A 13,715-nucleotide genomic window follows, 5' to 3' on the forward strand; every position below is an offset into this window, starting at 1 on the left:
CGGCACATCAGCGATCCGCGATGAAGTCGCCGCCCGCGCGTTGTGGGGTTCGCATGACGCGCAGCGCGACCGCCAGCTCGAACCGCGCGTCGGGGTCGTCGAGCGCGTCGCCGAACGCCTCGCGGAGCTGCCCGATCCGGTACCGGACCGTCTGCACGTGCAGGTGGAGCCGGTCGGCGATCGCCTGCGGGCGGTCCGGGTGGGCGAGCCAGGCGGCGAGCGTCTCGGTCAGGCGCTCGCGACGGGCCTCGTCGTCGACCGCGTGGAGCGGCGCGAGGCGCCGCGCGACGAGCAGGCGCGCGAGGCCCGCGTCGGCCGCGAGGAGCAGGTCGGCGGCGTGGTCGCCCGTGAGGACGACCGGGCCGGCGCCGCGGATGACGCCCTCGCGCGCGAGCCGGAGCGCGGCGGCGGCGTGCTCGAACGAGCCGCGGGTGTCGCGCCAGTCGACCGGCTCCCCCCGCCCGATCGCCGGCCCGCGGGCGCCTTCGGCCAGCCGCGCGACGTGCCAGTCGACCTCGTCGTCGGCGGGGAGCAGCACGCAGCCGACCCCGTCGACGGTGCCGGTGAGCGCGCGGCTCCAGGGCGGAGAGACCTCGGCGTCGACCGCCAGCGCGACGACGCGCTCGGGCAGCGGCCACTCGGCCGCGTCGGCCACCCGCGCGACGTGGTCGGGCTGCGCCGGCGGACGAGCGAGGAGGAGCGCGAACAGCTGCTGGCGCCGGGCGAGGCGCTCGCGGTCGCCCGCCGCGCGCTCGTCCGCGTAGCCGCTCACGGCGGCGACCGACAGCTCGTGGACGAACCGCATGATCGCCTCCGCGAGCGCCGCAGTCGTCTCCGCGGGCTGCCCGCGGCTGATGCCGAGATCCGCCCCGCGCCGCCACAGCGTCAGCGCGCTGAGCTGGTAGAAGCCGAGCATCTCCTCCAGCGTCCGGCCGGCGCGGTACTGCGCGCGGCCGTGGGCGACGAAGAGCGAGCGGTCGGCGGTGCTCCCCGGGTCCTCCAGCTCCGCCAGGAACGACTCGATCGCGGTGCGGATGCCGACGCGCAGGTTCGCCGCGGTGTTCGCGTCGAGCTCCGCGCCGCCCACCGACGCGAAGGCCTCCTCGTCGAGCACCTCGATCGCCTCGCGCAGCAGCGCGACGGCCCCCGCGCCCATCGCGTCCGTGCTCACGCGACCGCCATCCCCGGCGCGACGCGCGCCTCCACGACGCGCGGCGCCTCGACCGCCAGCGCCTCGGTCAGCCGCTCGTGCAGCTCCTCCCGCGTGGCGGCCCGCTCGGCCGGCACCCCGTACGCGCGCGCGAGCGCCGCGACGTCCAGGCCCGGGAGGTCGAGCCCGGGCACGCCCGTGACGCCTTCGAGGTCGCCGAACCACTTGAGGATCGCGTACTCCTCGTTGCGCAGGACGAGGAACGTGACCGGCACGTCGTACGCGGCGGCGGTCCAGAACGTCTGGATCGCGTACTGCGCGCTGCCCTCACCGACGACGCAGACGACCGGCCGCGACGGCTGCGCGAGCTGGACTCCGACCGCCGCGGCGAGCCCGAAGCCGAGCCCGCCGCCCGCGCCCAGGTAGTACGAGCCGGGGCGCGAGAGCCGCAGCTGGTTGCGCAGCGCCAGCGTCGCCGACGGCGCCTCGACCACGACGATCGCGTCCTCGGGGAGCACGGCGGCGAGCGTGCGCATCGCGGCCGACGGGTGGAGTGGCTCGGTGTCCGGCGCCTCGTCCGCGGCGCCGCGCGCCACGACCGGCGGGCGGCCCTCCGCCTCCCCCACCGCGTCGACCAGCGCCGCCAGCGCGAGCCCCGGATCGGCGAGGACCGCGTCCCCCATCGGCGCGCGGGCGGCCTCGTCAGGATCGCTCGTGATCGCGACGAGCTGCGCGCCCTCGGGCAGCGGCGGGCCGGGGATGTTCGGGTAGTAGGGGAAGACCGAGGAGCCGACGACGAGGATCAGGTCGTGGCCCTCCAGCGTGGCGCCCAGCGGCCCGATCGCCGGCGGCAGGACGCCCTGGAAGTGCGGGTGCGCCTCGGGGAAGCCGATCCGCCCACCGCCGGGCGCAGGGATCGCCCACACCGGCAGCCGCTGCTTCTCGGCCAGCGCGACGCCGTCGTCCCACCCGCCGCCCGCGTCGACGTCGGGGCCGACGAGCAGGACCGGCCGCGCCGCCGCCTCCAGCCGTTCGGCCAGCGCGACGATCGCGGCGGGCGACGGGGCGGCGCGGCCGTCGACGTGGCGGGCTCGCAGATGCGCCGTGTCGCCCGCGGGGGCGTCCCAGTCGTCCATGGGGATCGAGACGAACGCCGGTCCGCGCGGCGGGAGCGCGGCATGGTGGATCGCGCGCGCGATCGCGTGCGGGACGTCCTGCGCGCGCGGCGGCTCGTACGCCCACTTGACGAACGGGTGCGGCGTCCGCGCCGCGTCACGGTGGGTGAGGTTGGCCTGCAGCGTCATGAGCTCTCGCGCCTGCTGGCCGGCGGTGACGAGCAGCGGCGCGTGGTTGGCCTGGGCGTTGAAGATCGCCCCCATCGCGTTGCCGACGCCCGGTGCGGTGTGGAGGTTGACGTGCGCGGGCCGGCCGCTCGCCTGCGCGAACCCGTCCGCCATCCCGACCGCGACCGTCTCCTGCAGCGCGAGGACGTAGCGGAAGTCGGACGGCAGGTCGCGGAGCATCGGCAGCTCGGTCGAGCCCGGGTTGCCGAAGATCGTCGTCATGCCGCGCGAGCGGAGGAGCTCCAGCACGGCGTCGCGCACGGACGTCATGGCGCCGCACCCTACGCCGATCCGCCACGCCGCTCCCATCCTCCCGCTCCTCCGCCGCCCTTGCCATCCTGGATGCGTGTCCCTCGTGAGCCAGATCGCCGGCCGCGCCCTGCGGCTGCCCGCCCCGCTGACGCGCGACGTGGAGGTCGCCGCCGACCTGCCCGTGCCGATGGACGACGGCGTGGTGCTGCTCGCGGACCGCTACACGCCGCGGCACCCCTCGCTCTCCTCGCCCATGCCGACCGTGCTGGTGCGGTCGCCGTACGGGCGCAAGGGCGCGGTCGGGCTGCTGTTCGGGCGGCTGCTGGCCGAGCGCGGGCTGCAGACGGTGGTGCAGAGCACGCGCGGGACGTTCGGGTCGGGCGGCGAGTTCGAGCCGTTCGTCGAGCGCCCCGACGGCCTCGCGACGCTCCGCTGGCTGCGTGCGCAGCCGTGGCACACGGGGCCGGTCGGGACCACGGGGCCGTCCTACATGGGCTTCGTGCAGTGGGCTATCGCGGACGCGGTCGACGCGATGGCGCCCTCGGTGACCGCCTCGGAGTTCCGCGGCCAGGCGTACGGCGGCGGCTCGATCTCGCTCGACCTCGCGCTGACCTGGCTCCTCATCCTCGACGTGCAGGAGCACCGGCTCGGCCTGCTCAAGCTCCTGCGCGGCGTCCGGCGGACCCTGCCGCGCGCGCTGGCGGGTGACGGCGCGGTCGGGCAGCTCGACGAGCGGATCTTCGGCCGCGCGAACCCGAACTTCCAGCGCTGGCTGGCCGAGAGCGCGCCGGACTCGCCCTACTGGGCCGACCACGACTACACGTCGTCGGTGCAGCAGACGAGCGCGCCGGTGCAGCTCGTCGGCGGCTGGCACGACGTGTTCCTGCCGTGGATGATCGCGGACTGGCGCGTGCTGCGCGGCCGCGGCCACGCCACCCAGCTCGTCATCGGGCCGGGCGCGCACACGTCCGCGTCGATCCAGGGCATCAGCACGCGCGAGTCGATCGCGTGGCTGCGCGCGCACCTGCTCGGCGACGGGCGCATGGTGCGCGACACGCCGGTGCGCGTGCACGTGGGCGGAGGCGGCGGCTGGCGGGACCTGCCCGACTTCCCGCCGCCGGGCGCGCGCGAGGCGACGCTCCACCTCCAGCCGGGTGGCGGCCTCGACGCGCCCGCGCCGGCCGGCGACGCCCCGCCGTCGCGCTACGTCTACGACCCGGCGGATCCCACGCCCGCGCTCGGCGGCCCCCGGCTGCTCGAGCAGCAGCCGATCCGCGACAACGCGCCGCTGGAGGCGCGCGACGACGTCCTCACGTTCACCACGACGCCGCTCAACGTCGACCAGGACGCGATCGGCCCGGTGCGCGCGGACATCTTCTTCCGCTCGTCGCTCGGCGACACCGACGTCTTCGTGCGGGTCTGCGACGTCGACCCCGGCGGCGTCTCGCGCAACGTCACCGACGCGCTGATCCGCCTGACCCCGTCCGAGCCGCGCCGCGACGCCGACGGCGTCGCGTGGGTCCAGTTCGAGCTCTGGCCGACCGCGCACCGCTTCAAGCGCGGCCACCGCGTGCGCGTGCAGGTCTCCAGCGGCGCCCACCCGCGCTACGCCCGCAACCCCGGCACGGGCGAGCCGCCGGCGACCGCGACGCGTCTGGTCAAGGCGGAGCAGGAGGTCTTCCACGACCCCGCCCGGCCGTCGTCCATCACGCTCACGGTCGTGTAGCGTTCCTCGCGCAATGGGATCGCTCGCGCCGCGCCTCCGCATGCTCGTCCGCGTCGGCCTCGGCTGCGCCGTGACGGCCACGCTGCTCGTCGGGGGCGCGAACGCGCTCGTCCTGCTCGGCAGCGGCGGAGGCTCGACGAGCGCGGTGCGGGACGCGCCGCGGGCACAGGTCGCGCTGCTGCTCGGCGCTGGGCTGAACCCGGACGGCTCGCCGTCGGACATGCTGCGCGACCGCATCCGCGTCGCCGCCGCGCTCTACCGCGCCGGCAAGGTCGACCGGGTGCTGGCGTCGGGCGACCACAGCCGCGCCGGCTACGACGAGGTCAACACGATGAAGCGCGGCCTGGTCGCGCAGGGCGTCCCGGCCGCGCACGTCTTCACCGACCACGCGGGCTTCGACACGCTCGACAGCGTCGTCCGCGCCCGCAAGGTCTTCCAGGCCGAGAGCGCGCTGATCGTCACGCAGGGCTTCCATCTCCCCCGCGCCCTCTGGCTCGCCCGCGAGTCCGGCCTCCAGGCCCACGGCGTCTCCGCCGACCTCGCCCCCTACGGCCAGGGCGGCCTCGTCGCCTCCGTCCGCGAGGTCGTCGCCCGCACGAAGGCGGTCGCGGACGTCGCCACGGGCGCGGACCCCCACTTCCTCGGCGCGCCGATCCCGGTCACGGGGGACGCGTCGGCGTCCGACGGCTAGCGGACGAGCTGCACGATCGCCGCGAGGCCCACGACCACGATCAGCGCGCGGAGCGCGTCGGGCGGGAGGCGGCGGCCGTAGCGGGCGCCGAGCTGCCCGCCGAGGACCGCCCCGGCGAAGATGAGGAGCGCCGGGGTCCAGGCGATGTTGGCGATGAAGAGGAAGACGACGCCCGCGATGAGGTTCACGCAGCCGGCGAGGACGTTCTTGAGGCCGTTGATGCGCTGGAGGTCGTCGTCGAGCGCGAGGCCGAGGAACGAGAGCAGGATGATCCCCTGCGCGGCGCCGAAGTAGCCGCCGTAGACGCCCGTCAGGTACACCGCCCCGCGGACGACCGGGCCGTCGTGGTCTCCCGCCGCGCCTTCCTGCCCGCGCGCCAGCCGCCGCGCCGCGATCCACGCCTGCAGCCGCTTCTGCAGCACGATCAGCACGAGCGCGATCGCGATCAGCACCGGCACGATCACCTCGAACGCGTCGTCGGGCAGCTGCAGCAGCAGGACCGCGCCGGTGATGCCGCCCAGGAGCGACATCGAGCCGAACTTGATCACCCGCCCGCGCTGGCCCGCCAGCTCCCGCCGGTAGCCCCAGATGCCCGACATCGTCCCGCCGACGAGGCCGATGTTGTTGGAGACGTTGGCGACCACCGGCGGGTAGCCGACCGCGAGCAGGACGGGGAACGTGACGAGCGTCCCGCTCCCCACCACCGTGTTGATGGCTCCCGCCCAGACGCCCGCGGCCAGGACCGCCAGCGCCTCCAGCAGCGTCAGGCGACCGCCCCCGCGCCGTCGAGCTCGGCGACGTCGTCCGCCCCGAGCGTCAACGCCGCCGCGCCGAGCAGCTCGCGCACCTGCTCGACGGACGTCGCCGACGCGATCGCCGACGTCACCGACGGCCGCGCCATCAGCCACGCCACCGCGACCTGCGCGGGCGTCGCGTCGAGGCGCGCGGCGACGCCGCGGACCGCGTCGAGCACGGCCCAGCCCCGCTCGTTGAAGTACTGCTGCGCCACGCCGCCGGCGCGCACGGACTCCACGGCCGCGCCGTCCTGCGTGTACTTGCCGGTGAGGAACCCGGCGGCCAGCGCGAAGTACGGCGCGACACCCAGACCGGCGGACGACGCGACGTCCTCCAGCTCCCCCTCGTACGACTCGCGCGAGACGAGGTTGTACTCGGGCTGCAGCGCGCCGTACGCCACCAAGCCCTCGCGCGCGGAGATCTCGAGCGCCTCGCGCAGCCGCGCCGCGCTGATGTTGGACGCCGCGACCGCGCGCACCTTGCCCGCGCGCACGAGCTGGTCGAGCGCGCGCAGCGGCTCCTCCAGCGGCGTCTCCTCGACGTCCCAGTGGATGTAGAGCAGGTCGATCGCGTCGACGCCCAGCCGCCGCAGCGACGCCTCGGTCGCCTCCAGCACGTAGTCGCCGTCCATCGACTTGCGCCCGAGCCCCATGTCGGAGCCGACCTTCGTCGCGATGACGAGGTCCTCCGGCAGCGTCCCGGCCGCCACACGCGAGGCCCGCCAGGCGCCGATGATCGTCTCCGACTCGCCGCCGGAGTGGCCGGGGACCCACCGGTTGTACGCGTCGGCGGTGTCGATGAAGTTGCCGCCGCCGTCCACGTACGCGTCGAGGATGGCGAAGGACGTCGGCTCGTCGGCCGACCAGCCGAAGACGTTGCCGCCGAGGCAGAGCGGGTGCACGGAGAGGCCCGTGGTGCCGAGGGTGCGTCGGGTCATCGCCATCCACCCTAGGAGGTGGAACCGTTGGGACGACCCGCAGTCCGCACCCGGTCGAGCGCCTCGTCGCGCGACATGCCGGTGCCGCGCAGGAAGTCGACCGCCGCGGACCGCACCGTGCCGACGATGACGCTGATCGAGAGGTTCGCGGTCGTCTCCAGCACCTCGTTGGCCAGGCACGCCGCGCGCGTGGCGTGCTCGCGCGCCTCGTCGACCGCCGCGGGGTCGTCGAGCCAGCCGTGCAGCCCGCGCGCCGCCGCCGCCAGCTCCCGCACCGACTCGGCCGCGCCCGGCGGCACGTGGTCGCCGATCTCGATCGCGCGCAGCACGCCCCGCGCCAGCACGCGGACGTTGCGCGCCGCCAGATCCAGGTGCGCGCCCGCCTCGGCGTAGACGTCGACCACGCGCAGCGCGCGCCGGCGCGGCAGCGCCCCGAACGCCGTCTCGCGCCCCGCCGTCAGCGCCTCCGCGAAGTCGCGCGCGAGCGGGTCCGACGCGCGCGCCCGCCGCAGCGCCGCCAGCGCGTCGGCGTGGTCGGCGCGCTCCAGCGCGGACGCGATGTCGCGCAGCGTCTCGGCCAGCTCGTCGAGGAGCGGCGCGGCCGCCGCGCGCACCAGCCGCAGCGGGTCGACCGGCAGCAGCACGAACGACATCAGCAGCGCGCACGTCACCCCGACCGCCGCCTGGCCGGTGCGGGCGAAGTTGAACCCGTCGGGCTGCTCGAGCACGACGACGAACGCCGCCGACACCGCCGTCTGCGACACCGCCAGCGCGCTCCCGCCCGCCAGCACCGCCAGCGCCGACGCCAGCAGCACGATCAGCCCCAGCTGCACCGGCCCGCTGCCGATCAGCTGCACCAGCGCATCGGCGATCGCGATGCCCGCCGTGACGCCGAGGCCGACCTCGATCGCCCGCCGCCCGTGCTGCCCGGCGGTGATGCCGAGCGTGATGATCGCCGCGACCGGCGCGAAGAACGGCCGCCCGCTGAAGAGCTGGTCGGCGACGAACCACGCCAGGCCGGCGGCCAGCGCCGCCTGGACGAGGATGACGCTCGCCGCGCGGAGGCGCTGGATCCGGGCCTGGAGGCTCAGCGCGGTGCGGCGGTGATCGCCGAGTTCGCGGCCCGCACCATCGCGGCGCGCTGCTTCGCCGCGCCGGCGACGCCGACCTTCGCCTGGATCGCGTAGAGGACGCCGCGCTGCTTCCACTGGATCATCGGCGGCGAGCACGAGGCGCCGCACGTCTGCGGCTTGTAGTAGCCGGTGACGCCGCGCGTGAGCTCCACCGTCCGCCGGAACGCGGGCGTGCCGCCCTCCTCGCCCGAGAACGACGCGAGGAAGCACGCGTTCGCGCCCCCGCAGTCCTCGGTCGCGTCGAGCCCCAGCGTCCACGAGCGCGCGGTGGCCGAGCCGGAGCCGAAGACCTCGCCGTCGAAGTCCAGGTCGATCCGCGCCGGGACGCGCACGGCCGGCTCGCTCTTCTTGGCCACCTGGGAGATCTCGGCCTTCAGGAGCGCGCGGGCCGCGTACTCCTCCGCCGCGGCGGGCGCAGCGGACGCGAGCAGCACGGCGCCGGCGGCGGCGAGGGACAGCGGCAGGCGGGCGGCGGACATGGGCGTGACCCTATCCCGCGCCCCCGTCGTCACGCGCGCAGCGCGGAGCGGACGAGCGCCGCCGCCGACTCGCGGTAGTCGGTGCGGCCGAACAGGACGCACGCCTTCGCGGTGCGGTCGAGCACGTCGCGGAGCACGAACGCGGTCGTCGCCGGGTCGAGGTCCTCCCGCACGACGCCCCCGGCCTGCGCGTGCTCGATCGCGTCGCGCAGCGCCTCCGTCCACGGCTCGACGACGGCCGACAGCTCCTCGAAGATCCGCAGCCGCTCGATGCTCACGTTCGCGAGCGGCAGCGCGTCGCGCCACGCGGCCGCGCTCTCCAGGACCCCGTCGATGAGGCCGTCCACGAAGACGTCGACGGACTCGGCGCCGTCGATCCGCGCCCGCACCGCGGCGCCCATCTCCTGGGCGACGCCGGTCGCGAGCGACTGCGCGAGGGTGGGATGCAGGACGACGCCGGCCTCCAGCCCGTCCTCGGCGATCACGCGACGGGCAGCCTGCAGGAGCGCCTCCCGGCGCTCGGGGACGAGGGGTTCTGCGGTCGACACCGCAGGCCGATACCCGAGAACGGTCGATCGTCACGCACCGGTTCTGGTTTCCAACCTCCCTCGGGAGGTCCGCGGAGCGGGTCGCCCCGGGGCGCCCTGTGCAGGGGTCGCCCCGCGAAGCTGGAAGATGCCGGGCGTGGTCCGCCGCATCCTCGCCTTCGCGCTCACTGCGCTCATCCTCTACGGGCTCGCGCCCGCGGTGCTCGAGGTGTTCGGCGCGTGGGACGACGTGGACGACGTCGAGCCGCTGTGGTGGGTCGCGGTGCTCGGCACCCAGGTCGGCTCGCTGATCTGCTTCTTCGCCGTCCAGCGCGTGGCGCTCCACAAGGCGAGCTGGTTCGCGGTCGCGACGTCGAACCTCGCGGGCGGCGCGCTCGGCCGGGTCGTGCCAGGCGGGGCGGCGACGAGCGCGGCGCTGCAGTACCGGATGCTCACGCAGGCGGGCGTGCGGCCGGGCGCGGTGGCGACCGGCCTGACGGCCGGCTCGCTGCTCATCGTCGCGGCGCTCGCGGCGCTGCCGGTCCTGACGCTGCCCTTCGTGCTGGCCGGCCTGACCGTGCCTGAGACGCTGGCCGAGGCGGCGCTGCTCGGCGCGGTCGTCTTCGTGGCGCTGTTCGCGCTCGGCGCGGTCCTCTTCACGGGCGACACGTCGATCGGCGCGGTCGGCCGGGCGGCGCGGTGGCTGTACCGCAAGGTGCGGCGCGACGCGACGCTGGCCGAGGACCTGCCGGAGAAGCTGACGGCGCGGCGCGACCAGATCCGCCGCGCGCTCGGCGCCCGCTGGCCCGAGGCGGTCGCGGGCGCGCTCGGCCGCTGGGTGCTCGACTTCCTGACGCTCGTCGCGGCCCTGACGGCGGTCGGCGCGACCCCGAACCTCGCGCTGGCGCTGCTCGCGTACGTCGCCGCGCAGCTCCTCGCCCAGGTGCCGGTGACGCCCGGCGGGCTCGGCGTCGTGGAGGCCGGGATGACGGCGACGCTGGCGCTCGCGGGCGTGACGCCGGCGGCCGCTGCGGCGGCGACGCTCGCCTACCGCCTGGCCTCCTACTGGCTCCAGCTCCCTGCCGGCCTCGTCGCCTACATCCTGCACCGCCGCCGCTTCTCACCCCCGGCGGGTGAGCCCGCGCCGTCGTCGCCCCCGGCATGATCTGAGGCGATGCCCGTCCTCCGGGTCGCCCCGCGTGCGATCGCCACCGTGCTCGTGGCGGCGCTCGCGCTCGGCCTGTGCGCGGCGATCCTGCCGAGCGTCGAGCTCGACCAGACCTGGGCCGCGGCCGCCGCCGTCATCCTCGTGGCCGGTGTCAACGCGCTCGTGTGGCCGCTGGTCGTGCGGTTCGCGCTGCCGTTCACGGTCCTGACGCTCGGGCTCGGCGCGCTCGTGCTCAACGGCGCCGTGGTGCTGCTCGTCGCGGCGGTCCTGCCGGACTTCGAGGTCACGACGCTGCTCGGGGCGGTGACCGTCGCGGTGGCCGTGACGGCGGCGACGACCGGGCTGTCGGCGGCGTTCGCGCTGGACGAGGACGACGAGCGCTTCGCGCGCGGGCGCGTGAAGCGAGCGGGGCGGCGCGGGCGGGGCGACGAGACGGACGTGCCGGGGATCCTGTTCCTGGAGATCGACGGGCTCGCGCACGAGGTGCTCCAGCGGGCGCTGCGCGACGGGGACGCGCCGACGCTCGCGCGGTGGCTGCGCGACGGCTCGCACCACCTGCACGGCTGGGAGACCGACTGGTCGTCGCAGACCGGCGCGTGCCAGGCGGGGCTCCTGCACGGCACCAACGAGGACATCCCGGCGTTCCGCTGGTGGGAGAAGGAGCGCGGGGCGGCGCTGGTGACCAACCATCCGCGCGACGCCGCCGAGCTGGAGCGGCGCGTGTCCGACGGGCGCGGCCTGCTGCACGCCGACGGGGCGTCGCGGGCGAACATCCTCTCCGGCGACGCGCCGCACTCGCTGCTGACGATGAGCACGGTGCTCGACCGCGACCGGCCGCAGGGCATCGGCCACGACTACTTCGCGTACTTCGCGCAGCCGGGCAACGCGGCGCGCACGCTCGTGCGCAGCGTCTACGACATCGTCGGGGAGCTGCGGGCGGCGGGGGAGCAGCGGCGGCGGGACGTGCAGCCCCGCATCAGGCGGGGCTGGAAGTACGCGCTCGTGCGCGCCTACGCGACCGTCGTGCAGCTCGACCTGCAGGTCGAGTCGGTGATCGCGGACGTCGTCGCCGGGCGGCCGGTCGTCTACACGACGTTCCTCGCGTACGACGAGGTCGCGCACCACTCGGGCATCGAGCGCGCGGACACGCTGGCGGTGCTGCGGCGGGTGGACCGGGCGATCGGGCGGATCGCGGCGGCATCCACGATGGGGCCGCGGCCGTACGAGCTCGTCGTGCTGTCCGACCACGGGCAGACGCAGGGGACGACGTTCCTGCAGCGGTACGGCGAGACGCTGGAGGCGCTCGTCGCGCGCGCGTGCGGGACGTCGGAGGTCGCGGCGTCGGGCTCGGGCGAGGACGAAGCGGCGGGACGGCTGGGCGCGGCGCTGACCGAGGCGGCGGGCGGCGACACCGCGGGCTCGCGGGCGGTCGGGCGGATCACGCGCGGGCGGCAGGTCGACGGCGAGGTGCGTGTGGGCGGCGAGGCGCGGCGGGACCTGCCGCCGGCGGGGTCGTCCGAGGACGAGCTGCCCGAGGTCGTGGTGATGGCGTCGGGGAACCTCGGGCTCGTGTCGTTCCCGCGCCTGCCCGGGCGGGTGATCCGGGAGCTGATCGACCACACGTACCCTGCGCTGCTGCCGGCGCTGCGGGAGCATCCGGGGGTCGGGTTCGTGCTGGTCCGCGCCGCCGCGGGACCGGTCGTGCTGGGCGCGGGCGGCGAGCACTGGCTGGAGACCGGTGAGGTGGTCGGCGACGACCCGCTGGCGCCGTTCGGGCCCAACGCGGCGCGGCACGTGCTGCGCACGCACGGGTTCCCGCACTGCCCCGACCTCGTCCTCAACTCGACCTGGTGGCCCGAGACGGGCGAGGTGGCGGCGTTCGAGGAGCTGGTCGGGTCGCACGGCGGGCTCGGCGGGCCGCAGGCGCACCCGTTCCTGCTCTCCCCCACGCGGCTGCCGATGCCGGGCGAGCCGCTGATCGGGGCCGAGGCCGTCCACCAGCTGCTCCGCGGGTGGCTCGCGGGGCTCGGGCACACCGCGTACGTGCCGCGCCTGCCGACCTCTCCCGCGCCGGGCGATGTCGTCCCCGGCTGACCTGACGTGGCTCGGCCACGCGACGGCGCTCCTCGACGTGGGCGGCGCGCGGGTGCTGACCGACCCCGTGCTGCGCGACCGCATCGCGCACCTGCGCCGGCACGCGCCGTCGCCGGAGCTCGTGGTGCCGCCGGTCGACGCGGTGCTGCTGTCGCACCTGCACCGCGACCACGCGGACGCGCCGTCGCTGCGGCGCGTCGCGGCGGGCGGCGTTCCGGTCGTGGTGCCGCGGGGCGCCGGACAGGCGGTGGCGCGGATGCTGCGGACGGTGCCGGGCGCGGACGTCCACGAGCTGCCGGTCGGGGAGTCGCTGCCGCTCGGGTCGGGGCTGCAGGTGCGCGCGGTGCCGGCGATCCACGACGGCCGGCGCTCGCCCGTCGCGCGCGGCGCGGTGCCCGACGCGGTGGGCTACGTGCTGTCCGGGCCGGACGTGCCCTCGGTGTACTTCGCGGGCGACACCGAGCTGTACGACGGGCTCGAGCGCGAGGTCGGCGAGGTCGACGCGGCGCTGCTGCCGATCTGGGGCTGGGGCCCGTCGCTGGGCAGCGGCCACATGGATCCGCTCGACGCGGCGCGCGCGGCGGCGGCGCTGCGGCCGGGGCTGGCGGTGCCGATCCACTGGGGCACGTTCCTGCCGCTGAACGCGCGGCGCGGTCACCGCGCGCTGACCGAGCCGGCCGAGGCGTTCACGCGGCACACGGCGGAGCTGGCGCCGGACGTGCGGGTGCAGGTCGTCGCGCCTGGCGGCGGCGAGGCGATCCGCGTGCATGCCGCGCGGGGGCCGCGGGAAGGCTCGGTCGGGTGAGCGCTCTTCCGTCACCGGCGGCGCACGCGGCTCCCACCCGTCCACGGGCCGTGCGCGTCCCGCGCGCGGTGGTCGCGGCCGGCCGGCTCGCGCAGGTGTGCGCGCTCGTGCTGCTGGTGCCGGGCGAGGCGGCGCGGATCGCGTCGGACCTCGACGCGCGCCCGCGGGGCTAGAGCTTCCCGCTCGCCCCGGCGTTCGCCTTCGCCTTGCCGCGCCCGGCGGCCGCGACGTAGCCGACGGCCGCGCCGAGCAGGAACGTGACGGCGATGACCACGATCAGCGGCGTCGACCACGTCCCGAAGATCCAGTTGACCTGCACCTCGTCGAGGTTCAGCACCGCGAACACCGCGACGACCGCCCCGATGATCAGCCCGTACAGCAGCCGCCGGTTCTCCTTCGCGAACAGCGAGCTCCCGCCGCGCTTCGCGGGCTTCCCGGCGGGCCTCCCGGCCGGCGTGCCGGGGCCTCCCGTCGTCGTCGTCCCCACGGTGTCGAACGGGTCGGTGCCTGCCATGTCGCAGATCCTACGCAGTCCTTCCACCCGCTTGGCACGGATTCGTGCGTGAGTCGTTGCGGGTTCACTCGTAGCGTCGCGGCCATGTCGCCACCCCAGGT

Annotated in this window: 14 protein-coding genes; 6 read left to right on the forward strand and 8 right to left on the reverse strand. The window is 76.0% G+C overall.

Going from position 1 to position 13,715, the window contains the following annotated elements; all coding sequences use genetic code 11:
• Positions 1–7: 7 nt before the first annotated feature.
• Positions 8–1,171 carry an RsbRD N-terminal domain-containing protein gene (locus AC1UE5_RS04610; protein ID WP_482920903.1) on the reverse strand — a complete coding sequence of 388 codons (1,164 nt, stop codon included), beginning with the start codon at positions 1,169–1,171 and terminating at the stop codon, positions 8–10.
• On the reverse strand, positions 1,168–2,763 hold the full coding sequence (gene mdlC / locus AC1UE5_RS04615) for a benzoylformate decarboxylase (protein WP_482920904.1): 1,596 nt from the start codon (positions 2,761–2,763) through the stop codon (positions 1,168–1,170). The genes AC1UE5_RS04610 and mdlC overlap by 4 nt, the downstream gene beginning before the upstream one ends.
• Positions 2,764–2,848: 85 nt before the next feature.
• On the opposite strand from mdlC, the gene AC1UE5_RS04620 reads away from it, so the two are divergent.
• Entirely contained in the window at positions 2,849–4,471 is a 1,623-nt protein-coding gene (locus tag AC1UE5_RS04620) for a CocE/NonD family hydrolase (RefSeq protein WP_482920905.1), read from the forward strand.
• Positions 4,472–4,484: 13 nt separating this feature from the next.
• Positions 4,485–5,162: a SanA/YdcF family protein gene (locus AC1UE5_RS04625; RefSeq protein ID WP_482920906.1), complete on the forward strand. Its 678-nt coding sequence runs from the start codon at positions 4,485–4,487 to the stop codon at positions 5,160–5,162.
• Here AC1UE5_RS04625 and AC1UE5_RS04630 read toward each other — a convergent pair.
• Genes AC1UE5_RS04630 through AC1UE5_RS04650 form a run of 5 tightly spaced genes read right to left on the reverse strand, consistent with a single transcriptional unit; the run spans position 5,159 to position 9,054 of the window.
• On the reverse strand, positions 5,159–5,929 hold the full coding sequence (locus AC1UE5_RS04630) for a sulfite exporter TauE/SafE family protein (RefSeq protein ID WP_482921490.1): 771 nt from the start codon (positions 5,927–5,929) through the stop codon (positions 5,159–5,161). The two genes, AC1UE5_RS04625 and AC1UE5_RS04630, sit on opposite strands and share 4 nt — an antisense overlap.
• A complete protein-coding gene (locus tag AC1UE5_RS04635; protein WP_482920907.1) occupies positions 5,926–6,894 on the reverse strand; it encodes an aldo/keto reductase in 969 nt (322 codons plus the stop codon). Before AC1UE5_RS04635 ends, AC1UE5_RS04630 begins: the two co-directional genes overlap by 4 nt.
• Before the next feature lie 11 nt (positions 6,895–6,905).
• Positions 6,906–7,985: an FUSC family protein gene (locus AC1UE5_RS04640; protein WP_482921492.1), complete on the reverse strand. Its 1,080-nt coding sequence runs from the start codon at positions 7,983–7,985 to the stop codon at positions 6,906–6,908.
• Positions 7,982–8,506, reverse strand: a complete 525-nt coding sequence (locus AC1UE5_RS04645) for a hypothetical protein (protein WP_482920908.1) — start codon at positions 8,504–8,506, stop codon at positions 7,982–7,984. Before AC1UE5_RS04645 ends, AC1UE5_RS04640 begins: the two co-directional genes overlap by 4 nt.
• A gap of 29 nt (positions 8,507–8,535) precedes the next feature.
• Complete coding sequence (locus AC1UE5_RS04650) at positions 8,536–9,054, reverse strand: TetR family transcriptional regulator C-terminal domain-containing protein (protein ID WP_482920909.1); 519 nt, start codon at positions 9,052–9,054, stop codon at positions 8,536–8,538.
• A gap of 136 nt (positions 9,055–9,190) precedes the next feature.
• On the opposite strand from AC1UE5_RS04650, the gene AC1UE5_RS04655 reads away from it, so the two are divergent.
• From AC1UE5_RS04655 to AC1UE5_RS04670, 4 genes are read left to right on the forward strand one after another with little or no spacing between them, the layout of a single operon-like run.
• Positions 9,191–10,198: a lysylphosphatidylglycerol synthase transmembrane domain-containing protein gene (locus tag AC1UE5_RS04655; RefSeq protein ID WP_482920910.1), complete on the forward strand. Its 1,008-nt coding sequence runs from the start codon at positions 9,191–9,193 to the stop codon at positions 10,196–10,198.
• A 9-nt stretch (positions 10,199–10,207) separates the two neighbouring features.
• Positions 10,208–12,295 (forward strand): phage holin family protein, encoded by a 2,088-nt coding sequence (locus tag AC1UE5_RS04660; protein WP_482920911.1) that lies wholly within the window; start codon positions 10,208–10,210, stop codon positions 12,293–12,295.
• Positions 12,279–13,100: an MBL fold metallo-hydrolase gene (locus tag AC1UE5_RS04665; RefSeq protein WP_482920912.1), complete on the forward strand. Its 822-nt coding sequence runs from the start codon at positions 12,279–12,281 to the stop codon at positions 13,098–13,100. Before AC1UE5_RS04660 ends, AC1UE5_RS04665 begins: the two co-directional genes overlap by 17 nt.
• Entirely contained in the window at positions 13,097–13,273 is a 177-nt protein-coding gene (locus tag AC1UE5_RS04670) for a hypothetical protein (protein ID WP_482920913.1), read from the forward strand. The genes AC1UE5_RS04665 and AC1UE5_RS04670 overlap by 4 nt, the downstream gene beginning before the upstream one ends.
• Here the strand turns inward: AC1UE5_RS04670 and AC1UE5_RS04675 are convergent.
• A complete protein-coding gene (locus AC1UE5_RS04675) occupies positions 13,270–13,614 on the reverse strand; it encodes a lipopolysaccharide assembly protein LapA domain-containing protein (protein ID WP_482920914.1) in 345 nt (114 codons plus the stop codon). The genes AC1UE5_RS04670 and AC1UE5_RS04675 overlap by 4 nt on opposite strands.
• Positions 13,615–13,715: the final 101 nt, after the last annotated feature.

This window comes from Parviterribacter multiflagellatus, from assembly GCF_056863265.1.